We start from the raw sequence: 24534 nt of genomic DNA, 5'->3' as shown, positions 1-24534 counted from the left end.
TCCTTTTCAGGTGAAAAAGAGATTTCTACTATTGTTTTCAGTAGGAGACCCGCTCTGTTGAACCTGTATAAAAATAATCCCCTTGGCTGCCGCGCCAAAGGGATCACATTCACTTTACTTCTTTTTCTTCTTTTATGTATTTGAATCCCGTCAAACCTGCGACGTGCAGTTATTTTTCATTCATTGAAACTGGAAATACAATATCAACTGTTGTTCCCTTATCAATCTCACTTTTTATATTTATGCTTCCTCGATGCTCTTCGACAATTTTATAACTGACCATTAAACCCAAACCTGTTCCTTTCTCCTTTGTTGTGTAAAATGGTTCACCTAACTTAGGTATTAAATCACTTGGAATACCACGCCCATTATCAATAAAACGAATCAGCACTTTATCTTCTTTCAATTGTTTAATCTTAACATCAATTTTCCCGTTATTCGGAACAGCTTCTATTGCGTTCTTAAAAATATTTATAAATACTTGCTTTATTTGATTCCCTTCACATTTGATGAGAGGAATATTGGCTTCAAACTCTCTTGTCACTTCTATATTTTTCATAATAGCTATTGTTTCAAGTAATGTTATTACATCTTCTAATAAAGAGGTAATATTCTTGTCTTGATAGTTAATAACCTGCGGCTTGGAAAGTATCATAAATTCGCTGACAATTGAATTTATACGCTCTATTTCTGATAACATAATGTCATAATACTTTTTATCCTTTTCCTCTTTAGTACTATTTTGAAATAATTGGAGAAAACCTTTTAGAGATGTTAGCGGGTTTCGCACCTCATGCGCTATAGCAGAAGCCAATTCACCTACAATAGAAAGTTTTTCAGATTTCCTTATAAGTTCCTCTTTTTCCTTCAATTCTGTGATATCCCTGGCAATCACAAAAATTCCTACCATTTTATCATCCAGCCTAATTGGTACACTCTTTACATCTAATATTATACATTGTCCATCTTTTCGAATACTTCCGACTTCTATTATTGTGGACTTCCCTTTTATTACTTTCAAAAAATGCTTTAAAATTCTATCCAAATCTTCCTTGACTACAATGTCTTTAAACGATGTTCCAGTCAGCTCTTCTTTACTATATCCTGTAATTTTTTCCGTTGCTTCATTAGCAGATACAATATTGCCCATTAAATCTAAACGGACGATTGCATCTGTATTATTTTCAATAAGACTATTTAACTGCCGTTCACTATCTTCTATGCCTTTCATATTTCTTTGAATTAATTTATATAATAAGAACCCTGTCGCAATAACAAAAAGACTTCCTTTTCCGGAATTTATCCAAACAACATCAAGTATATCGAAATTAAATAATATCCAATCGGTTATAAAAATCCAAATAACACTCAATAAAATATAAATGGCCGCTATTTTAAACGAGACTTTCTTGCTGCAACTAACATTTTTCCGCATAATAACTCCTTAGTTAAACAAAGTTTATTATTAACATCTCATAATCTCAAATTCTCTTTCTTTTGCATATCCTATTAAATAGCCTATTCATTATTCAATATTATAAGATTATAAGTCTACAATAAATAGAAATTTAAAGTAAAAAAGCTTAAAAATGACATAAATAAAAGCCCATGCGGCTCAAACACTTGCCACATGGACTATTTTGTTCCAATTATAACATTTCACCATTCGATGCAATGACGTCTTTATACCAGTAGAAGGATTTTTTCTTCTTGCGTTCCAATGTGCCGCTGCCATCGTCATGTTTATCGACATAAATAAAGCCGTAGCGTTTGGAAAACTCTCCCGTTGAGGCGCTCACGAGGTCAATGCAGCCCCAGCTCGTATAGCCCATCAGCTCCACACCATCTTCAATCGCTTCAGCCATTGCCTTGATGTGGTCACGGAGGTAATCAATACGATAGTCATCATTGATCGTGCCGTCTTCCTCAACCTTATCGATCGCCCCTAAGCCGTTTTCAACGACGAAGAGCGGAACTTGGTATCTGTCATACAGCTCGTTTAAAGAAATCCGCAACCCGATCGGGTCAATCTCCCATCCCCAATCACTCGCTTTTAGGAACGGATTTTTTACCCCTGACAGGATATTTCCTTGTGCTGCCTCTTCCGCTGTTTTTACTTTCTTCTCTGTCCGTGACATGTAGTAGCTGAAACCGATATAATCTACCGTGTTTTCTTTCATTAACTCTAAATCACCTTCTTGAATCTCCAGCTCAATGTTATGTTCTTTAAAGTAGCGTTTAATGAATGCCGGATATTCTCCGCGCACTTGAACGTCAGCGCAGAAATAGTTAAAGATGCGATCTTCCTGAAGTGCATACATGACGTTTTCCGGGTTGCAATCATACGAATACACCGGTGCATAAAGAATCATGCAGCCAATCTGAGCATTCGGAATGATTTCACGGCACGCTTTCACCGCTATACTGCTTGCGACGAATTGGTGATGATAGGCTTGAAATGTCGGCTGATATTTGTCTTCTTCTTGATGAATGGCAAAGCCAAGGCCCATGATTGGCATGATTAAGCCGCTGTTGATTTCATTGAAGGTCATCCAGTATTTCACTTTATTTTTATAACGATTGAAAATGGCATTAACATATCTTTCAAAGAAGGTCACCACTTCACGGCTTCTCCAGCCTCCGTATTCTTTTACAAGGTTTACCGGCATTTCATAGTGAGAAATCGTGACAACTGGTTCAATTCCATATTTGTGCAGTTCGTCAAACACACGATCATAAAATGCCAAGCCATCCTCGTTCGGTTCTAATTCATCTCCTTTTGGGAAAATCCGTGTCCAGGCAATCGACATACGGTATACTTTGAATCCCATTTCTGCAAACAGCGCAATATCTTCCTTATAGCGATGGTAGAAGTCGATCGCTTCGTGGTTTGGGTAGCTGTATTTCTCTTTATGGATTTCAAAATCAAAGCCCGGTGATTGTAAGATTTTAAGGCGTTCTTTTCCACCTGGAAGAACATCCGCGATATTTAACCCCTTGCTGCCTTCATGAAATCCGCCTTCCATCTGGTTGGCCGCTGTAGCACCGCCCCATAAAAATCCTTCTGGAAATTTCTTTTCGATTTTAGTCATCATTTATTCCTCCCCTATAATTATTTAGTAAAATGGATAGCAGGCGGGACACAACACCCCTCCCGCATTCTGCCAGATGGCAGCATTTAAATGACCAGTGTCAATAAACTCTCTTTTGCCTCAACAGTCTGTTTATTTATTTCGACCACATCGAGATAACGGTCGGTATTGGTGATAATGACAGGTGTTGTAACTTGATAGCCGGCTTCTTTAATTTTTTCAATATCAAAATTGACTAACAAATCACCTTGTTTCACTGCATCTCCCTGTTTTACCTGAGCAGAGAAGTATTTTCCTTCCAGCTGGACTGTATCAATTCCAATATGAATCAAAATTTCTGCCCCTTCTTCTGAGGTGATTCCAATCGCGTGTCCTGTAGGAAAGACCGTTGAAACCACACCGTCAACAGGTGATACAACTTGTCCGATGGCCGGTTCGATCGCGATGCCTTTCCCCATTGCTTCTGATGAGAAAACCGGATCAGCCACCTGTTTTAACGGTTTTACTTCACCTGTCAGCGGACTGACAATCAATTCTTTTCTTACAAGCGGTTCATTAACGAGCGGCGTGCCTGCTTCAACTTTATTATCAGTTGTTTCTTGTTGTTTATTGCTTTCGTATCCAAATAGGATTGTTAAGAGTGCCGCTCCCCCGAAGGCTACAGCAATACCAACTACGTACAGTGCCATCGGTGAGTATGCTGGTATCGTCAATAAACTGTGAAATGCAAACACGTTTACTTTGACGCCGAGAGAACCATTAATGGCTCCACCAAGAGCTCCGGCAACAGCGACATAAGGGATGGTACGCTTATAGCGCATTAATAAACCGTAAATAATCGGCTCGGTCACACCGGATAATAGCCCCGGTAACAATGTAGGTCCAGCTAATGCTTTCAGTTTTTTATCTTTTGTTTTCAAGAAGACGCCAAATGCTAATCCCATTTGCGCAAAAGTGGCACCGGCAGCCATTGCTAAGAGCGGGTCGCCGCCATTGGCAAGGTTAGCCAGAGCAATCGGTACAAGAGCCCAGTGCAGTCCGAGAACTGTAAGAAACGTCCAAGCAGCCCCCATAACTGCACCTGTCAGTATACCGCTTTTCGAACTAAGGAAGGTGATCGCTGTTCCAATTCCATTTCCAACATATACGCCAAAAGGTCCAAAAGCAATGACCGTTAACGGTACAATGATCATCAATGACAACATCGGTACTAAAAACATTTGCACATCTTTATGAATCACTTTCTTCAAGAATCTTTCCAAGACAGCATAAATGCTAACGGCGATGAACACCGGGAAAACCGTGGATGAATAATTCATGAGTACGACTGGAATACCTAAAAACGAACTTGTATCACCTGCATTTTGCATTAAGCCTGTGAAATTCGGCTCTAAAAGTGCTGCTCCAATCGTCCCGGCGACATATGGATTCACGCCAAGTTTCATTGCCAGTGTGATACCAAGCATGATTGGCAAGAAATAAAAGACAGCGTTTCCAGCCGCGGACAAAATAAAATAGGTTCCGCTCTCTGCCGACAACACCCCAGCCATTGTAAGCACTGTCAATAATGCTTTTAGCATACCCGCTCCGGCAAGCGCCGGGATTAATGGTGAAAAGCTTCGTGAAATGGTTTCAAAAATTCTCGATGAGATCGTTCCTTTTTCTTCATCGGCTGAATCGGAATGTGCTCCGATGTTCCCGACTTTCGTGATTTCTTTATACACATCAGCGACATGGCTCCCGACAACTACCTGGAATTGCCCCCCGCCTTCTACGACACTCAAAACGCCGTTCATCTTTTCAAGCCCTGCTTTATTCGCTTTTTTATGGTCTTTTAGTTTAAACCGTAATCGTGTGGCACAGTGAACAAGACTTGATACATTTTGTTCACCGCCGACTTGCTGCAAAATGTCTTTTGCCAATTGATTGTAGCTCATGATTTTACACTCCCTTTGCTCATTAGAATAATCTAGTAAAATGATTTTATCCCGCATTACCGGGCAGTAAGAGACCCGCTGACGGAAGCTATGAAAACGGTTAAAAGCCTTATTAAAAAAGAAAAACCTGAATTAATGCTGTAGAATTGGAAAATAGAATCCAATCATTAAGCATCAACTCAGGTTTTGCCTGCCGAACAGTAACAATCCTTTACAGTTAGTTTTCTATTCATTTTTCGTGTCAAAATCACGGCATCACATCCTTTTTTGAAATAAAAAAAACCTAAATTACCGCAGCACAAGAATACACATTCCTGCCCTTTCAGTAATTTAGGTTTTGCCTGCTTGACCAGTAACAATCCTAAGACCGATTGCTATTTAATTTATACAGATAACTTATCACGCACTCGACTCATTGTCAACGCTTTCTTTTGCTTTAAATGAATTTTTCGAATATAAAACCGAACATATTATTTTCTATTTGTGACTCTTTCAATATGAATCGTTAAATACAGTTTTTCCTCATCCGTTAGTTCATGGTTATATTGTTTGTTGATGTAGTCGCTTATTTTTCTTGTGCATTCATATGCTTCCGGATGCTTATTCTTCACTGCTTCAAATAAAAAGTCGTCTTTGTTTTCCATGTAAGTCTCGCTAAGCAGTCTCTGGGCAAAAAACTTTAAATGGGTGACAAAGCGATAATAGTTTAAAGATTCCTCGTCAAAGGCTATTTTAAAGTGGTACTTGACGATGTTTAAGATGTCTTGCATTACTTTCGTTATATTGACGATGTTTGGCATTTCTTCATTTAATTCCGCATTTACAATGTGCATCGCGATAAACCCTGCTTCATCCTCCGGCAGAGTTACTCCTAACTTGCTTTCGATTATGCTCAAAGCCTCTTTGCCGACAGAAAACTCATCTTTATAAAGCCTTTTGATTTCCCACAGCAAAGCATTTTTTATATCCAGCCCTTTTTGATTTCTTTCGACGGCAAAGTGAATATGATCGGTCAGGGAAACATAAATGCTTTCATTCAGTTTTTTGCCGAGTTTTGTTTTTGCCCCATTAATGATTTCTTCTGAAACTTCCATATACTCCATCGGGACCTCATATAGAAGCGTTTTAAATTTTTCCGAAACATCCTTATTGTCTAACTTGAAAACTTTCTCTATTTTGTCCTCATCCACCGCATCGCCTGGTCTCTTCTGAAAAGCAATCCCTCTGCCCATTATTACGAGTTCCTCATTGTGCTCGTTAAAAACACTAATAACATTGTTGTTTATTACTTTGGCTATTTTCATATAGATCACCTTTATTATATTAAAGTAAATAAAACATAATGGTTTAGGTTTTGCCTGAATGACCAGTAACAACCCTGCACATTTATCATAATAGTTTAAATGTTATCACCTTAAAAATGAGATAGCAACTATTTTTCGACACCGTTTTCATACTCTCATGTAAAACCATGATTCATTCTCACCCCTCTTTAACGCTGGGAAAAAAATCAGTCTCCTAGCACGCCCCTTCTTTCGTTCAGGATGGTTTCACTTCTATAACCATATTTCAGGACTGTCTCTATACCAAAAAGAATGCTGACTCAAACCAACAAAACAAGATTTTTTTGTCAATCTCCTGAAAAACCCATGGTAATATATGCCTGCATTTCGCAAATGATGGATCGATTATGACAAAGTTACAGGAATAATGTCACATTCGCCTCTTGACTGTAATGTTGTTCATCAAATTATAAGGAATGTCATGGAATCGTTCGGTGAAGAAAGTACTAGCCTATGTTACAGTATTCACATACGCATTTTCAGGAGGTAAAACATCCATGAAAAACACACATATGAAAACATTCATTGCAGCATTTGCCGCTGCATTTGCCTTTATAGGTGTACAAACTGGTCATGCCGAAATTGGTACAGAATATCCATTTATTAAAGAAGATATTGTTTGGAAGCTTGGACAACCATCTGGTGCAACCATTAATCCCCTACAAGAAGAAAATTCGCTTGTCAATGATTGGACTTATATAAAAGCAATGTCGCTCATTCCTGATAAAACGAATATATTAGCTGTACAACTATCAAAACCCGCATTCGAAATCCCCCACCAAACAACAGCAGTAGTCACACAGTCGTTAAAACCCGTACTTGAAATCCCCCATAAAACGGCATCAGTAGTAGCAGCAACACAACGATCCAAACCTGTTATCGAAGCTCCTCAAACGAAGGTGTTGGGAGTACAAGCATCTAAACCTGTCGCAGAAACAACGGAAAAAGAGCCGATAGAACCAGCCATTTCTATTTCAGCCGAAGAGAAAGACCTATTTGCCCGTCTAGTAGAAGCTGAAGCAAAAGGTGAATCATATGAAGGAAAAACAGCCGTTGCAACTGTTGTATTAAATCGAGTAGATTCTTCTGAATTCCCGGATACCATTACAGGTGTTATTAAACAAGTCGTCGGAAAAAGCTATGCTTTTTCACCGGTTCAAAATGGTGAGATCAATAAGCCGGCATCCGATGAAGCAAAACGAGCGGTAGAAGAAGCCTTAACAAGAAAAGACCGTTTAAATAACTGCATTTATTTCTACAATCCGGACATTGCAACAGATGATTGGATTCGCAGCCGTGAAGTGGTGAAAACCATCGGCAATCATGTATTTGCTAAATAATAAAAAAGAGCTGTCACGTGTGCAGCTCTTTTTTCGTGTACTAAAATGTCGGTCTCCCTCTCCTATAGAGCATTGGGACTGACATTAAAATCCATGTTTTGCAGCATAATATCATTCAAAAGTATATAGCACAGGATTTAACAAGATTTCGTCATTGAGATTCTAAATAGATCCGCTTCGCTTCAAAATAGAGAATTTGAATGAATTTTTTCGTATCAATTCGAGAAGTAGATGTTGAACATGTTGAGTCATTGTCTAATTCCGTCATCTTTTTCCTTACCGTTGCAAAATCAAAAAACTTAGAAGCATAATTTTCAAATTTCGGGTTTAAATAATCCGTAAGTCCAAGGGATGCCAAATGATTCAACGACTCGTAAATAGCTCTTCGGACACGCTGTTTCGATGCTTTGATCTCCCTTGTTAATTCCGCCTCTGCAGCGGATTGTCCAAGTCGATTTTGGGCTAAATGTACAAAAACTTCTTTTAAAGAAGGAAATCCTTGTGTAAATGTTTTATCTTGCTCATATTGATATAAATAATCCAACATATCCAGTAAATCCTTACTTCCGCTTTCCGTAGCGATTCCCAATTCGGATAAAAGAAAATGACTGGACGTTCTGATATGTTTTTCACCGGAAGATTTCTCCATCATCACTTGACGATTATCCAATTTAAGCACGGTATTGAGGGATTTCTGAATATCCTGTATTGATTTTTCCAATTGGATTCGTTCAATAACTTTCCGGATAACCGTTAACACTTCAATTCTATTAATCGGTTTGATTATAAAGTATTCAACGCCAAGCAAATAGGCTTCACTAATCAATTCTTTCGATTCCACTTGAGAAATCATGATGATTTTACCTTTGAATAATGGTTTGATTTGACGAATCGTTTTAATGCCATCTCGAATCGGCATTAATAAGTCCATAAATAAAATATCTATATGTTTCAAAGTCAGCATTTGCTGATCCAACAACGAACCGTCCTCAGCTTCTCCCGCCACTTCCCCAAGATCTTCATCTTCAATGATTTGGGCCAGCATGGCACGAACCGTTTTATCGTCATCAACTATATAAAAAAGCATCAAATCACCCTTTCTCCACTAAGTGAACAACCCGCAATCGAATCTTGAAAATCGTTCCTTTTCCTTCCGGCCCGTTCTGAAACGTAACGTCCCCTTGAAGTTGCTCGACCATTTCTTTTACGTAAGATAGACCAATGCCTGTCGACGGGTTACCAGCATCATCATATTTAGAAGTAAAACCAGGTTCAAAAATCAACTCTTGATACCTCGATGTAACACCGGGACCGTTATCTCCTATCCGAAATTCAAGCGAATCTTGCTTCTTATCAATGCCGATTATAATGCTTCCCGTTTCTTTAATAGCTTCTACAGCGTTTGCAACGACATTGTTGATAATCGATAGAATCGTGTAAATATGATAATTCGGATGCATGCCCTTAATTGCACATACAAACTGGATATCCTTCCCCAGTAAATGGGCGTACTTCTCGTTTGCCTTTATGACGATGTTGACTAGTTCATGTATGGGCATATAATCAGTGAAACTTTCATCCGAGATCAATTTTGAGAGTCCGGCGAAAATACGTTGATTATCCTTTTTAATCTCGTGAACTTCACCGGCTATATTCAATACACGTCGTTGTAAATCTTCAATTGGAAAGTTCACCTCTTCATTTGTTAAACCATCTAAACCTTTGTATAGATCGTATGTTTTTTTCGTTATATTTTCAGCATCTTTCAACGTTTTTTTTAAATGAATCGATTCTTCATATAAATTGGAAATGAGCATCAGCATATGTTCATTTTGTTTTCGGGTTTGTCTTTCCCTCGACTGTGCTTCATACAGCTTCATCATATTGAAAAAGCTTAACACGATAAAGCTATGGGAAAATGCGATGACGATGATTTCATTCAGTGCGGCGATCGTAATCGTTGTCTCTAACACGAAATACTGGACGATTAATTCTATACCATCAGCTACTATTTCAATAACGAAACCGCTCGCTCCAATTATCAATGGCCGATGGTGAAAGCGATTAATTTTCGCTATATAAAAGAAACATGCATAACTGAAATAAAAGAAAAAACTAGGATAGTGAGCCTCAAAAGAAGATACCCAGTCAAAGTCTTCCTGTACAATGAAATCTAGTAAAATCCGAAATTTCACAACCACTATCCCTGTCAAAAAGCCTGGTAGAAAAGCCGGCATTTTCCGTAACAATAACAAAAAGAAAAAGAATGTTGGTGCACCAAAACTCATTCGAAACGTTTCATTTAGGGGAAAAGACTTTATTTCGCCTGCTAATGGAACTGTAAACATCATTAAAACAAGAATATAGATGTCTTTTTTGACTAAAGAGCTAAGATTCAAAATAATCACTTCCCCATTTTGACTAAAAAACAGTATACAGTCTTGTTGGCTTTAATACAACGCTTACTTTACTTTTTTATAAATGAAAAATAAAAACTAATTGCCAATCGAACTCCCGATTTAAACGGATTCACATTCGTAATCCAACAAGCGACCATTAACATCATTGTTTAACACAGCGTATCTTTAAAAATTTGTACATGAATTTGTGAAGCAACACTGTTTTTATTTTTTGAAATTTTTAATTTTTTCTGTAGTTCTTTGTAGTTTTCTGTATCATTATGTAGCTCTTATTATAAATTTAAGCTACGTTTTTGTTAGGGGATATATGAAAGCGCTTTACATAATTTGCATTTTTCTAATTTTTAAACTGGTTTGTCAGAAGGCTTTCATTCGAAATGATGATAGGCAGGCTTGACGACATTGGATGAATGACTCACATGGACTTTAAGTTGAGCTTTGATTATAAAAGTGCATTAGCTGCTTTAACAAATACGTATGTACGGATGAAAGGAGTGATATAAGACTGGTACCTAATCGATAATTCCAACAACAAGCGGCACCATCGCCAAGGTTCGATCTACTTCGATTCAAACCATCACTATCAAACCGGTGTCCTAATTCTGAAGCAACTTCTGTAATCCGTTCCGACACGAAAAGATCTTATGTACATCTCCGCTGAGCAGTTCGCACGTATCAATTCAGAAGCGACACTTCAAAAATCCTATTTTACTTTATGACTATGAATGCATTTAACAAGGTCTACTTTGACGTACAAATCTTACAATCAAAAGAGAAGGTGAATCAATGAAAAAAATTGGACTAGCTTGGCAAATTTTATCGGGCTAATAGCAGGGATCGGCACAGGGGCCATTTTTTATGGAAACCCATAAGTAGTAGAGTTTCTTTAGCCAATTAGAGACATTTTTATTTGCTTCAGCATAAACTACTAAACTTTAACAAGAGGTGATAATATGCAGCAATTACTGCAGAGTATGGTTGGTACAACGAATGATTTTCTTTGGTCAAAATTATTAATTATTATGCTTGTCTCCATAGGGTTTTACTTCACATTTAAATCGAATTTTTTACAAATTCGCCTTTTAAAAGAAATGGTCCGTGTTTTAAAAGAAGGAGCAACGGGTTCTAAAGACGGCATTTCACCGTTCCAAGCATTTTGTATTAGCATGGCAGCCCGTGTTGGGACAGGCAATATTACGGGAATTGCCATTGCCATTGCATTAGGCGGACCAGGAGCGATATTTTGGATGTGGATCATTGCGATTATCGGCTCAGCGTCCAGTTTTGTTGAAAGTACGTTAGCACAAATTTATAAAGTGAAAGATAAGGACGGTTTCCGCGGCGGCCCGGCATATTATATGGAAAAAGGCTTAAATAAACGTTGGATGGGTGCCCTGTTTGCCATTTTGATCACCTTGTCTTTCGGTCTTGTATTCAATGCTGTGCAATCAAACACCATTACCATTGCATTTGAAAACTCATTTGGTACAGACCGCTTCACATTAGGAATTATTATGACCATTGTTTTTGCTGCCATTATTTTTGGCGGTGTTAAGCGGATTGCCAAAATGTCTGAGTATATTGTAATTGTTCTGGCCGTGTTATATATTGGGGTAGCGTTATTCATCGTTCTCACAAACATTACAAAAATGCCGGAAGTACTTTCTCTTATCGTGAAAAATGCCTTTGGGTTGGAGCAAGCTGTAGGAGGCTCACTTGGCGCCGCCTTAATGAATGGGATTAAACGCGGATTATTCTCGAATGAAGCAGGTATGGGTAGTGCACCAAACGCTGCCGCAACTGCCATAACGAGTCACCCGGTAAAACAAGGACTCATCCAGGCCTTTGGGGTATTAACAGACACGTTAATTATTTGTACGAGTACAGCCTTTATTATTTTATTATCCGATGCTTATAAACAGCCGGGACTAAGCGGTATTGAACTCACCCAAGCTGCCTTAAGCACACACATCGGTTCTTGGGCATCAGGGTTTCTCGCCATCATGGTTTTATTATTTGCATTTAGCACGTTAATCGGTAACTACTACTATGGAGAAACAAATATCGAATTTTTAAATACCAATAAAGCATGGCTAATGCTTTATAGAATCAGTGTTTTAGCGATGGTTATATTCGGATCAGTCGCAAAGGTACAGCTTGTATGGGATTTGGCTGACTTATTTATGGGCTTCATGGTTATCGTAAATTTGATTGCCATTCTTTTATTATCTAAAGTCGCTTTTGCTGCTTTAACGGATTACATGAAACAGAAAAAAGCCGGTAAAGATCCTGTCTTTTATAAAGATAGTATTGGAAATCTTGAAAACATTGAATGCTGGGAGCACTCCCAAGCTGCTTCGACTTCTAAAAAAGAAAATGCTATATAATATATAAACAAGAGAACATGGGCGTTTTGTCCATGTTCTCTTGTTTATTCATAAGCTTCCCCCTTTCCTCTTGCAGGCCCTTGCCGAAACCTTACCGGCATAAAAAAAGAGGTTTAGACACAAGTACATGGTCTAAACCTCTTTTCGTTAGTTCTAGTTCCAAAACATCTATTCAGCTTCTACCTAATAACTCGACACTTCTTCATTCAATCGGAAGGGATTCATAATAGCGTTCAGACAACTTGAAGCCGCCCTCAAAGGGTTAGAAAATGCTTAAATCCCATTCTTGTGCAATATGCTCCAATAACTTGACGCCTGCCAGGCTGTTGCCATATTCATCAATAGCCGGTCCATATATACCAATACCACATCCACCTTGAAACGGCAGTTCTCCCCCTACTCTCGAAGGAACAAGTGCCATAATCCCTCCTGACACCCCGCTTTTAGCCGGCAATCCGATAAAAGCGGCAAATCTGCCGGACGCATTGTACATTCCACAAGTAAGCATTAACGCTTTCGTTAATCTAGCTACCTTTTTAGGGAGGACTTGTTCTTTACGAATCGGATGATAGCCATCATGTGCCAAAATCAACCCAATCAAAGCAATATCCTCTGTATTGATTTCGATCGAACATTGCTTCAAGTAAACCTCTAAGGCTTCTTCAACATCTGACTCTAAAAAGCCAGTCTCTTTTAAATAGTAGGCTAACGCTCTATTGCGATGAGCTGTTTGCCATTCAGATTGAAACACTTCCTCATTGATGGTCGGACGCTTCCCGATCATTTTTTCGATTAAAGCAAAAAGAAATTCCAGCTTTTTATGCGCCGATTCTCCCGGCAGAAGTGACGCTACCGTAATCGCTCCAGCATTGATCATCGGATTAAATGGTTTTCCCGATTTATGCATCTCTAACCGAATGATCGAGTTGAAAGCATCTCCAGTCGGTTCCACATCGACCCGCTCTAATACATAAGGAATACCTCGGCTTACACATGCGGCTATAAAGCTGATCACTTTCGATATGCTTTGTAGGGTAAAAGGGACTTCCCAATCCCCTGACGTTATCATGGTTCCATCTGCCCCCATTATGCTAATACCCAATTGCGATGAATTTATCTTTCCCAAAGCGGGAATATAACTGGCATTTTTGCCTTCAGCTGCATATGAGCGATAATGCATGACCCATTCATCTACGCAAGCCTTCATGTCATAATCAACCAAAGCGTTATGCCCCTTTGTTGTTCCTGTAACCATACTCCTCCACCCCATTGATATTATGTAATTAAACCCCAACTAAAGCGAAACGGGGATCATTAAAGTACACAATCTCAGAAAGAATCTTACAGCCCTGGATTTTGTTGAAAGCTTCCCTTGCTTCAGTTTCCGTATCAAATTCGAACATTTTTGTATTTTCCTTAGAATAGACAGTGATAACCCACATAAAAAAATGCCTCCAATTAATAGATTAATAACTCATTTCCTAAAGCTATTTATGCTTTACTGAACATACTGGATCTATATATTCCACTTAATAACTCGACACGTTTTATTCCATCGAAAGGTATTCATAATCGGTCATCCAGACCACTTGAATCTGCCCTCAAAGGTCTAGGAAATTTGGCATGGCCGTTCTTTGGTCATGTCGAATTTTCTAAATCGATCTATCTAATTCATAACGAACCATCCCGATCCCATAGATGATTTATCGTTAAAAATGCAGCTAACTCTTTACTTTTTTGTTTTCTTTCTTTACGCATTCTGGCTCGCTCCGGCGCCGTTTCATGTAACTTTTTCTCTTCCGCTGTTTCCGGAATGACTTCAGGAACGCGCGTTGGGCGTTTATGCTCATCAAGTGCGACAAACGTTAAAAGTGCCGTCGCGGCCATTTTACGCTCCCCGCTTTTCAAGTCTTCTGCGATGATTTTTACAAATACCTCCATTGATGATGTACCTGTCCATGTCACATACGATTCAAAGCAAACAGAATCGGTTGTTCGAACCGGATGTAAAAAGTCAACTGAATCAGTGGAAGCCGTGACACATTCCCTTCGGCTGTGGCGTGCTGCAGAAATGGATGCGACTTGGTCCACATCACTCATTAACCGCCCGCCAAATAATGTGTTGTGATTGTTTACGTCGTTTGGAAATATACGACTTGTTCGTATCACTCGGGATTCTTTACAATACTTTGCTTCCATAAGTACATCTCCTTAAATCAATTCAATCTCTTATCGTTATAACCTTTTATACCCAACCACGGAAACGCGAAGCTTCTGATACCCTTTTTATGCCAACCATATAAGCAGCTAAGCGCATATCTACTTGATGTTTTTGGGCTGTAGAGAAAACCCTTTCAAAAGACTCCACTATTTTATCGCGCAATTTCTGAGCCACTTCTTCTTCTGTCCAATAATAGCCCTGGTTATTTTGCACCCACTCAAAATAGGAAACCGTTACACCGCCAGAGCTGGCAAGCACATCCGGAACAAGCAGGACATTGCGTTTTGTTAGTATGTTCGTTGCTTCAAGTGTTGTCGGCCCGTTTGCGGCTTCAACTACAATTTCAGCTTTAATATGATTCGCGTTATCACGTGTAATCTGATTGGAAATCGCAGCCGGAACAAGAATTTCACATTCCTTTTCAAGTAATTCTTGATTCGTGATGACGTTCGTAAATAAGTTGGTTACGGTTCCAAAACTATCGCGATGGTCAAGTAAATAATCAATATCAAGTCCGTCTGGATCATAAAGGGCACCATAAGCATCCGAAATACCAATTACTTTTGCACCTGCATCTTGCATGAATTTGGCTAGATAACTTCCTGCATTCCCAAACCCTTGGATGATTACACGTGCATCCTTTAACGGAATTCCTTTTCGTTTTGCCGCTTCTTCAATACAGATAGTAACCCCTGTCGCTGTAGCGGTCTCACGCCCTTGCGAACCCCCAAGCACTACCGGTTTTCCAGTAATAAATCCAGGTGAATCAAACTCTTGAATTCGGCTGTACTCATCCATCATCCATGCCATAATTTGCGGATTCGTAAATACATCCGGTGCCGGAATATCCTTCGTCGGTCCAACAATTTGACTAATCGCACGCACATATCCTCTACTTAAACGTTCTAATTCTAGAAATGACATATTGCGAGGATCACAGACAATTCCGCCTTTTCCCCCGCCGTAAGGAAGATCAAAAATGCCGCATTTTAAACTCATCCACATGGACAATGCCTTTACTTCTTCCTCATTCACTTCCGGATGAAAACGCACTCCGCCTTTTGTCGGGCCGACTGCATCGTTGTGCTGCGAGCGATAGCCGGTAAAAACGTGAATGGAACCATCATCCATGCGAACCGGAATACGTACCGTAAGCATTCGAAGAGGCTCTTTTAACAACTCATACATATCATCGTTATATCCTAATTTTCGAACCGCCTCTTTGATAATGGATTGGGTTGAATTTAATAAATCAAACGTTTCACTTTGCTTATTGTCTTGATTTTGAGTATGACTTTCAACAGGAACTGCCGCTTTCATTCTTTACACCTCTTTTTTTATAGTTGTTTACACTAAAATTAGTGTGTCATTGTTTAATCATCGAGTTTAATTTATAGTAGGGGCTACATAATTAAACGAGAAACTACAGAAAGCTACAAAAAAATTATTAAAAGTGCCTGTCACCACCCAAAAAAACAACGGAAAAAAGCCTCCTTCGATCATCGTTCCCCTTTATATCCTTTGTTCCGGCAGACAATATATGACTTTTGGATAATGATTTTCATTTTTTTGAATAGTTCTTTTCAAATACAAACGAATAAAAAAGTTATACGTGAACGAAAAACGAATTCTACAGAGAGTAGACACCAAACAACCAGTCGCTGCTAAGTGCGACTGGTTGTTTGATTTAACCTTTCTGTTTCATCTTGATAAGACTCAAATTGGAACAAGCGGAGGTACCTACCGCTCATTGAAGTTTCGCTTTATAATCTTGGATCAACCGGCTCTGCTTCCAAAGCTAAGATAGCTAATACACATTCATGAATTCTTTCAACAGAGTCCTTATGAACAAACCTCTCGATACCTTCTACCCCTAAAGCAAATTCCATTAAAGCACGTCTTTGTTTTTTGCCTACATTTCGCTTTTTCAGTCTTTTAAGGTTTTCTGGAAGCAAATAATCCATTCCATAAATCATGTGTAAATATTTGCGTCCTCTTACCTTTATCGCAGGTTGAAGTAATTTCCCTTTTTCATTTCTAGAAATAAAATATTCAGGCTTAACAACAAATCCCTCATATCCCTCTTCAGTCATAGATTCCCACCAACTGATTGCTTGTTTCATTGATGCTTCGTTTGAAACAACCATAAATTCCGTTTCAATAAACAAATCAGACAGCGAACTAAATTCCTGACTTTTTTCCATATGCCATAGATGAGACTTATGAAAAAACGTTTCTCCACTATGAGCTAAAAGATGGAATGGGGCAATTTTAATTCCTGTGATTCCCTCTGTATTCCAACAATATTTTTGGAACATTTCCCTAAAAACCTTCACATTTTCCAGTTTTGTATTTAATTCAGATAACCATGGTTCTACGTCTCTGCCATGATCAAGTGCTGTTTCTAATTTTTCTTTTAGTTTTGTGCGGTCCATTAAAGCGACTTCCCCTACATGGGCATATTGAGTACCAATAAGTTCTTTCGCCTTTAGATTCCAAGGCATGATTTCTGCATCAACTAAAATGAAATCTGTATGATACTTTTCGAAATAGCCATTATGTGTCAAGTCTCTATTAAGTTTTTTTATAATTTCGTTTTCCATTTCCTTTGCAAAAAACGGTCGTCCCGTCCGAGTATAAATGGTTCCCAATGTTGGTCTTCCCACATATTGAACGGCTGTATTCTCATCCTTGAACAGAAGTAAAACCCCTCTGCTCCCCATATGTTTTTTCTCTACAACCATCGTTTGGACTCCATTAGATTGATAATAGTCAAATGCTTCAACTGGATGCTCCAGATAATCCGCAAGCTTCGAAGGTTCAGGAGTCGGGCTCATGGTCGGCGGTATATAAATCAACTCTTCAATTGGTACAGTAAAATGAGAGACTGCATCGATAGTAGATTTGACGACACCTTCCTGCACTTTAATTTCACCGTATTGTTTAGTTAATACCGAGTACCCGTTAATAAACCTTTCGATATTTGGCGGACTTAATCTCTTTTCCTGCCATTCTTTTAAAGGATGATCTCCCGTTCCCGAATAATCCTGTTTTGCTTTAACGAAAATAAACCTTTTTTCAGGGTATCGAAAAGCCGTTAGATTTCCGCCAAAAACAGCCCCCTGGTCAATATTTATCGTGTTATTGATGATAAGTGGTTGGATTTTAGGATCATGTCCCCAAATAATGAGTTCTTTGCTTTGATGATCTGTATACCAATCTTTGCGAATAGGCTTTCCTCTTTCATCTAATCCCTCTGAATCCCCATAACGGCAAAAATCAGAGATAGCATGTGACTGTTTTCCGATATAACCGTCTTTAATTCCCGCATGAGCAGCGACTGCAACTCGCACGCCATTTTTCATAAAAAGGTAGTGAGAGGGAGCCCTTAGCAAGAAATCTTTCAGTTCGTTTTTTAGTAGAATCGCTTTTCCTTCTCCATAAGTTTCCTCATATTGTTTAAACTCTTCGGCTACTTTTTCATCACCATGGGATAAGGTCACGTTTCGTCCATCAAGCCATCTTGCAATTTTCCATCCATGATTGCTGTCAATCATATACGCTAAACCAGCATCTACATGCTTTTTAAAAAAGACCATACTATCTATGGAACGGGGTCCCCTGCTCATCACATCTCCAACGGAAACAAACTTTCTTCCATCGGGGTGAACATATAGTCCTTCTTCATTTGCTGTATAACCTAATTGATTAAGTAATTCAAGCAGTTCATCATAACAAGCATGGACATCTCCGATGAAGTCGACACCTTGTCCTACTTCAATTTCTAATGGATTCGTTTTGCGAATAAACTGGACTTGATCCATTTCATCATGTTTCAACACATACTGATGACGAAATCCTTCTTTTTTGATAAATCTTTTATTTTTTAAAAAGGTTTGAACTTGTTGTTTGATTCTCCGCTTTCCTCTTGGGAAATCTCGTTCTTCATCTCTTCCGATTAAAACCTCTTCAGGGATGTCTAACACGATCGCCATAGAAGGGACATAGTATTTTTTAGCGATATCTATATACTTTTTTCGATCTTCCGAGTATAGGTGAGTAGCATCAATGACGGTTAATTTTCCAAGCTGAGCTCTTGTTTCAATCATGGAATCCATGGCTTCAAATGCTTTTTGGGAGATTAACTGATAATCACCCAATAATATATCTGCTTCATCCTTCGGTCGATTTCCCCACTCGATAAAATCGCTATCTCCTACGAGTAAACGAAATTGATCAGAGCTAACTACCTCTGATGGTTTTAAGACACCTTGCTCAATCCATTTTTGAAGGAACGTTGTCTTTCCACTATTGGACGGACCCACTAATAAAACAATTCCTGCATGAGGTAAAAATAGTTGATGCTTCAAATTGCTCCCTCCTTTCGTACAAATGTACACATTTGTGTGGGAAAGCCATATTCTTCGTATTCTTGTCCGATACCTTGAAGATGCATCGAGTAGGGAAAACTCGAAACCCATGTTTCACACCAATCTTTGAATTCCCCTCTTGTCCATTCAAAGCGGTGATCCGCATGCCTTATGTTCTCATCCATGTCATAAACAGCATTATATTCACGATTGGGTGTCGTGACAATGAGAGCATTCGGTTGGTACTCGCTGAAAATAGTCTTCATGATATTGGGCAGGCGAAATTCGTCAATATGTTCAATCACTTCACATAAAATAATAATATCCTTGCCTCTTAATCTTTTATCATAGTAAAACAAGGAGCCCCAAATCGGAGTAGGACACACAAACTGATCCTTTCCCGCAGCTTTCTCAAAACGCTCTAAAGCTCTCAATTGAGAGGATTCAGAAGGTTCCACAGCAAGAATTTCTTGGACATTCGGTACCATTCCTAGCCGAACAGATAGTTTTCCTTCACCAGAACCGAAGTCTACAATTTTTTGGTGAAATGGAAGAGATTCAACTTTATCTATAATAGCTTGATAGCGCAGCTCATTTAAGCGAATCTTTGGTGGTGCAGACACATCATCATTCACCTTGTTTTCGGTAGCAATTGATGGTGAAATAGGTACTTTATTTATTAATTCTTTAAACCGGAGTGACTGCTCAATAATATAGCTGCGTAAAGGATGTTCGTCCAACCACCCTTCACCATACCTCTGTATCTTCTCTATTTCTTTTTCGTCTATAAAATAGTGTTTATAATTGTCTAAAACAGGGATTAAAATAAATAAATGCCGCAATGCTTGTTGAACGGTGATTCGACCCTTTAACTTCAAATATCTTGCTGAGCTTTTTTGTTTGAGGTTAAATGAGTAATCGGCCTCTCCGCGCTCGATTTCAACAAGATATCCAAGCGGTTCGAATAGTTCATGTATTTTTTGATCTGATAAACGAGAGGCAACCGGCCCGAAACCAATTTCCATCTCAAAATGATGATCCACCCATTGAATAAATTCTTCCTTTGGTTTCCCATTTAAAGCTGTACCTAAAGCTGTGCGAATATATGAACAAAATAAGCTGCTAACCACAAATTCTCTATCATTTATATATTGGGTAATATCAAAAATACCCGGACTGTTTCTCACCAATTCAACTGGGTCAGGAGTAACAAAAATAACGGCTTCTGCTTCCTTTTCATTGGAGGAAGTAAATACTAGCCTTATACGATTTCCTTTCTCTTCACGGTCGTAAAGATTATTTGGATTTTTGGCCAGCAAACGTGATAAATTTTCTGCTCCCTCTCCTAACACTTTAATACTTAGTTGCATAAACTGAACGCCCCTCCGCTTTTTCATTCTCCCATCAATATGCTATTAATTGAGGATAAATTATTTAATTCTCTACTGATAAAGTGAAATTCCCATTATTACAATGTAACTATATGTATTTTATCATTTTTCTGCCCATTAATCCCCCATTTTCCCATCCCACCATCCCTTCATCGCACTAGAGATTATAAAGAGAATTCCGATCCTCGATGAAAGGTGAGGGAGGAAAGAAAACCAATATGATAATCTGTTTTACTAGACAAAAATCACCATCTCATTTAGCGGCCTTTTCATATAACCACGCCAAAAACTATTTTTTACTGAAAGGACCCGTCACTGAATCCTTGATTTTACTGGATTCTCATGACGGGTCCTTTAAGGAAGGTGACTCAACGGGCAGGCTTTTTATACCTGTTGAGTCACCCTCCACAATCGTATTTATTTGTTAAGAAACCTATTATGGAAGCAGCAGTATGGCATCTGCAATCGGGCGTTCACCTGTTTGATCGGACGGCCTCGTGACTAAATCATTTCCGACAGTCATGGCAGTCGACCCGCCTCCATCAAGGTTGAGAGCATTCACTCCCCCCAACGATTTCATGATTCTCGCGCTCTCTTCAAAGTTTGCCCCAACACTCCAGCCCGGGGCTCGTCCATCTATTGTGACGAAAAGAAGATTGCCATTGGCTTTGATTCCCGCGAGCGTTCTCGGGTTACGGCGTTCTCCAAAGCGATAATAAAACTCCGGGTTTTCCTCCCAATGAAAGCCTTCCGCCACTGCGTTTATCGAAATTTTTCCGTTTTCGAGCAAGCGGGGGCCTCCGTTAATAATGCCGGCTGTTTGTGAGAGTGATAATGGTTTTCCGTCTGCTGTTATTTCACTTTTAACCTGAATGTTCATGCCCACTTGTGCATGGGCGCTAAGCCACTGTGCTGCCTCTCCTGTTCCTGACAACACGGAGCCCTCACTTGGAATTTCCCCGCCGCGTTTGCTGCGAAACTCGACGACATCTCCGGACTCATTTAACACCACTTCAACACCATCACCGGATTCTGTTCGATCACCAAAAACCGGTGAAAATTGGATTAGTTCACTCTCGTCTTTACAAGTAAAGTCGTGCTTCGGCTGTTCTGTCATGGTATCTCCTCCAGTACCGCCGCAGCCGCGAATCAATCCTGACTTACGATTTACCCCATCAACTTCCCGTACTGCTCCGTCAGACGAAACAGCTTTTTGATAAGAAGAGACTGAAGCGATGCCCGCATCCGTTCCTGCAGAAGGGAGAATCAAACTTGAACGGCCATTTACCGCTTCACTTACAAGCTTTCCGTCTATGACCGAAATACCGGCCAAATCACCGGGTGTCCCATCATTGCTGCCCACAACAAAATATCCTCCATTTACTCCAGCCAGGGCGTGATTCCGTTCGGCCATTCCGGTTAATGTTTCTTTTCCTTGAACGATATCATTAGCTAATTCAGGTACCATTTTCCCTTTAAAAGTGTCGGGATCCACTTCAATCACATTCACAACCCATGGACCTGTAGTCCGCTGCCCGTCCTCTCCCGTATAGACAACACGAAGGCCGGTATATCCATTCTCAGCTAATCTTTGCTGAAGCTCTTTTGCATCTGCTTCCTCCTGAAAAACTCCAACACGGACGAGAAATCCGAGTGGTCCCTTTTCTTTATCATCCATCGCCCTTTTCGTTATCCGATCGATACGCGGTTCACCAAATCCGTCTGATTGAAGTTTTTTTGACAACGATTTTGCCTGGTCATACGTTTCAACGAAATCGACATCAACTGTAAAAAAATCTTTTTCTGATTGTTCTCCGCGGCTTATTTTTGTATAAGTGACTCCAGGTGCTAAACTCACCGTTGTTCTCTCTTCTCTTAAACTAGGTAACCCAAGAGGAAGAGCTTGCTTTTCCGATTGCTTTAGTGACTGTTCTTTTGCCTCCGCCTGAACCGGCAATTCCGGAACCGTATTTATAAACAGAGCAGAAGTTAAACTAATGGATGCGATAGTCGGGAAAATAACTTTTTTCAAAGAATTCTTCATTTTGTTCTCTCCTTTGTCCAGGTCTGCTGCAAGCTGCATTAGTGTGGTAAAGTAAATTTACAAAACCAGCTTTTCTATTATTCTTTTAACTATCGAAATTATAAAAAAAGGGTATTAAGCAAATGTTAATGAATCATTGCAACAGTGTTAGAATTTATGATGTTTTTGTAAATTAGTAAATGTTTCCCCTTAACCAGGGGCGCTGTTGATAGGGACCGATCGGAACTTGGACTAGACTGGTGTTTCCTTGTGACTCCATCTTGTAAATCTCATCACACGTTCGCATCAAACCCGAGGAGCGGATATCCCCCATCCCGATGGCTGACGCCGCTAACAGTATTCGCTGCACGAGCATAACCGCTTCCATCTGTTGGATGCGATATCCTCTTTACCCAAGAGCCGGATTCTTCAATTTCTCATGACACAAAAAAACGCTGGCCATAATACCAGCATTTATTGAGAGGATTCATATATATTTTCTCTGTCATTATTTCTTATTGGCAGAGCTGAAATGTACTGACATCTATTTCTGTAGGCATACTATACGTAACTGAGAAGGAATATATTATTACAAAGCTTCGTTACTAAAAACAAAACGAAAAAGCGAGGAAAAACACATGCAAAAAAAATGGTTCATGTCAATGGGTCTACTAGCAGTAATTACTCTAACAAGCGGCTGCCAACAAGGAGATGAAACGGTTGCCAAACCGGCTTCGGAAGACCAACACCAAACTAACTCGGAGACGAAAGATCCTGCAGATCATAACGAGCAAGAGGAAACAAAAACTGTAGAAAATGAAGCGTTTAAAATCAGTGCGCCAATTCCCAATCAAACCATACACGAAGATTTCACATTAAAAGGAACAGCCCGTGTATTTGAAGCAACGTTTCACTATAAACTTGAAGATGATCAGCATAATATTTTAGCGGAAGGTTTTATCACGGCAGACAAAGGGGCACCCGAATGGGGAGATTTTGAAGTGAAGATTTCCTTTAAAGAAACAACGAGTACAAACGCGATGTTAACAATATTTGAAGAAAGCGCGAAGGATGGTTCCCCGCAACATGAATTATTCATTCCATTAATAATAGAAAAAAATAAATAAAGTTTGAGGGGCAGCCCCTTTAATCCTTCCCGGACTGCCCCCGACTTTTCATAAAAAATAAGTTTTTGAACCAACCTCAGAAATAATCACGTTGGAAAAACAGCAAACAGGCTCCGAGTTTTCACGCAATGCCGCTGAGCGAAAACGGCTTAAGTACCAAAAGTTCGGCCGGACGATTTGAGAGGTCAAAAAGGCCGCTCGATCGGAATTTTCCTTTCTTTTTGTATTTAAAAAAGCAATGATTGCCTCTTTAGTGGTCACCCCAATCCCATGTCCATAGTAAAGATTCTCATCTAACATAATCGCGTTTTCCCCTTGCCATTGCGGAGTTTTAGGGTTGTAGTCAGGATTTTCGAAGTACACGCAATCACCCGGCAAAAAATCGTTCCCCTCATGGCTATCAAGTCCAAGATCCTTGTCATACTGCCAATCGTATAGAAAAAGTCCTGAAAAAAGACGATTGAATTTCTTCCTGTCAATTGACTCTAAAACAGCCTTATAAAATACGATGACCATGGCTGTAGCACATTCAAACGCATACTTTTTTCCATTGCGAAAGATGTCTTCAATCCCCGTTTCAGGCAACACATTCGGCTTAAGAATAAAAGCTCCTCTTTCCGTAAGTATCCAATATTTTTCGTTGCATTTCGATGTCTGGAATGTAGCAAAGCCGACCCCGCTGTTATACAACGAAACAGCCGCTTCCATGATTTGAAGCCTGAGCGCCAGTTCAAATTCAAGCTGTGCCATTGTCTCATACTCATAAACCTTACTGTAACTCTCCATCGATTGGAGGATTTCAACTGCTTCTTTCGATAAAATCCCCGGACCGATTTGACTAGCGTCTATCCATTTTTGATTAACTTTTATCACTTATCCACTC

The 24534-nt window shown here is 39.4% G+C and carries 16 protein-coding genes and 1 pseudogene; 3 read left to right on the top strand and 14 right to left on the bottom strand.

Annotated features, from left to right (window positions below):
* Nucleotides 1-169 precede the first annotated feature (169 nt).
* The 4 genes from BK575_RS08645 to licT all read right to left on the bottom strand — a co-directional run bounded on the left by BK575_RS08645 (nucleotide 170) and on the right by licT (nucleotide 6333).
* Nucleotides 170-1435, bottom strand: a complete 1266-nt coding sequence (locus BK575_RS08645) for an ATP-binding protein (RefSeq protein ID WP_078410020.1) — start codon at nucleotides 1433-1435, stop codon at nucleotides 170-172.
* A gap of 214 nt (nucleotides 1436-1649) precedes the next feature.
* Nucleotides 1650-3092: a glycoside hydrolase family 1 protein gene (locus tag BK575_RS08640; protein WP_078410019.1), complete on the bottom strand. Its 1443-nt coding sequence runs from the start codon at nucleotides 3090-3092 to the stop codon at nucleotides 1650-1652.
* Nucleotides 3093-3178: 86 nt separating this feature from the next.
* Entirely contained in the window at nucleotides 3179-5029 is a 1851-nt protein-coding gene (locus tag BK575_RS08635; RefSeq protein WP_078410018.1) for a beta-glucoside-specific PTS transporter subunit IIABC, read from the bottom strand.
* 470 nt (nucleotides 5030-5499) lie between these two features.
* Nucleotides 5500-6333, bottom strand: a complete 834-nt coding sequence (licT, locus tag BK575_RS08630) for a BglG family transcription antiterminator LicT (protein ID WP_078410017.1) — start codon at nucleotides 6331-6333, stop codon at nucleotides 5500-5502.
* Nucleotides 6334-6869: 536 nt separating this feature from the next.
* Between licT and BK575_RS08625 the strand changes: the two genes are divergently transcribed.
* On the top strand, nucleotides 6870-7712 hold the full coding sequence (locus BK575_RS08625) for a cell wall hydrolase (RefSeq protein WP_235867342.1): 843 nt from the start codon (nucleotides 6870-6872) through the stop codon (nucleotides 7710-7712).
* Between the two features lie 151 nt (nucleotides 7713-7863).
* Here BK575_RS08625 and BK575_RS08620 read toward each other — a convergent pair whose 3' ends face one another.
* Nucleotides 7864-8799 (bottom strand): response regulator, encoded by a 936-nt coding sequence (locus BK575_RS08620; protein WP_078414709.1) that lies wholly within the window; start codon nucleotides 8797-8799, stop codon nucleotides 7864-7866.
* 4 nt (nucleotides 8800-8803) lie between these two features.
* Nucleotides 8804-10120 (bottom strand): ATP-binding protein, encoded by a 1317-nt coding sequence (locus tag BK575_RS08615; protein WP_078410016.1) that lies wholly within the window; start codon nucleotides 10118-10120, stop codon nucleotides 8804-8806.
* A gap of 965 nt (nucleotides 10121-11085) precedes the next feature.
* Here BK575_RS08615 and BK575_RS08610 point away from each other — a divergent pair.
* A complete protein-coding gene (locus tag BK575_RS08610) occupies nucleotides 11086-12519 on the top strand; it encodes an alanine/glycine:cation symporter family protein (RefSeq protein WP_078410015.1) in 1434 nt (477 codons plus the stop codon).
* 262 nt (nucleotides 12520-12781) lie between these two features.
* Here BK575_RS08610 and BK575_RS08605 read toward each other — a convergent pair whose 3' ends face one another.
* The 7 genes and pseudogenes from BK575_RS08605 to BK575_RS29565 all read right to left on the bottom strand — a co-directional run.
* Nucleotides 12782-13774, bottom strand: a complete 993-nt coding sequence (locus BK575_RS08605; RefSeq protein ID WP_078410014.1) for a glutaminase — start codon at nucleotides 13772-13774, stop codon at nucleotides 12782-12784.
* A 416-nt stretch (nucleotides 13775-14190) separates the two neighbouring features.
* Nucleotides 14191-14718 carry an acyl-CoA thioesterase gene (locus BK575_RS08600; RefSeq protein WP_078410013.1) on the bottom strand — a complete coding sequence of 176 codons (528 nt, stop codon included), beginning with the start codon at nucleotides 14716-14718 and terminating at the stop codon, nucleotides 14191-14193.
* A 46-nt stretch (nucleotides 14719-14764) separates the two neighbouring features.
* A complete protein-coding gene (locus BK575_RS08595; protein ID WP_078410012.1) occupies nucleotides 14765-16060 on the bottom strand; it encodes a Glu/Leu/Phe/Val family dehydrogenase in 1296 nt (431 codons plus the stop codon).
* Nucleotides 16061-16503: 443 nt separating this feature from the next.
* Nucleotides 16504-19110 carry a polynucleotide kinase-phosphatase gene (locus tag BK575_RS08590; RefSeq protein ID WP_139367999.1) on the bottom strand — a complete coding sequence of 869 codons (2607 nt, stop codon included), beginning with the start codon at nucleotides 19108-19110 and terminating at the stop codon, nucleotides 16504-16506.
* Complete coding sequence (locus tag BK575_RS08585) at nucleotides 19107-20480, bottom strand: 3' terminal RNA ribose 2'-O-methyltransferase Hen1 (protein ID WP_078410010.1); 1374 nt, start codon at nucleotides 20478-20480, stop codon at nucleotides 19107-19109. The genes BK575_RS08590 and BK575_RS08585 overlap by 4 nt, the downstream gene beginning before the upstream one ends.
* Before the next feature lie 457 nt (nucleotides 20481-20937).
* Nucleotides 20938-22545 (bottom strand): phosphodiester glycosidase family protein, encoded by a 1608-nt coding sequence (locus BK575_RS08580; protein ID WP_169907665.1) that lies wholly within the window; start codon nucleotides 22543-22545, stop codon nucleotides 20938-20940.
* Nucleotides 22546-22717: 172 nt separating this feature from the next.
* Nucleotides 22718-22933, bottom strand: a pseudogene (locus BK575_RS29565) (NADH oxidase); the annotation flags it as partial.
* A gap of 229 nt (nucleotides 22934-23162) precedes the next feature.
* Between BK575_RS29565 and BK575_RS08575 the strand changes: the two are divergent.
* Nucleotides 23163-23651 carry a Gmad2 immunoglobulin-like domain-containing protein gene (locus BK575_RS08575; RefSeq protein ID WP_078410008.1) on the top strand — a complete coding sequence of 163 codons (489 nt, stop codon included), beginning with the start codon at nucleotides 23163-23165 and terminating at the stop codon, nucleotides 23649-23651.
* 48 nt (nucleotides 23652-23699) lie between these two features.
* Here the strand turns inward: BK575_RS08575 and BK575_RS08570 are convergent, their stop codons facing one another.
* On the bottom strand, nucleotides 23700-24524 hold the full coding sequence (locus tag BK575_RS08570; RefSeq protein WP_078410007.1) for a protein-glutamine gamma-glutamyltransferase: 825 nt from the start codon (nucleotides 24522-24524) through the stop codon (nucleotides 23700-23702).
* Nucleotides 24525-24534 lie beyond the last annotated feature (10 nt).

It is taken from the genome of Priestia abyssalis (genome assembly GCF_002019595.1).
GTDB lineage: Bacteria > Bacillota > Bacilli > Bacillales > Bacillaceae_H > Bacillus_BA > Bacillus_BA abyssalis.
Note: the sequence above shows the minus strand (reverse complement) of the source record. Positions and strands in the feature narration are given on the sequence as shown.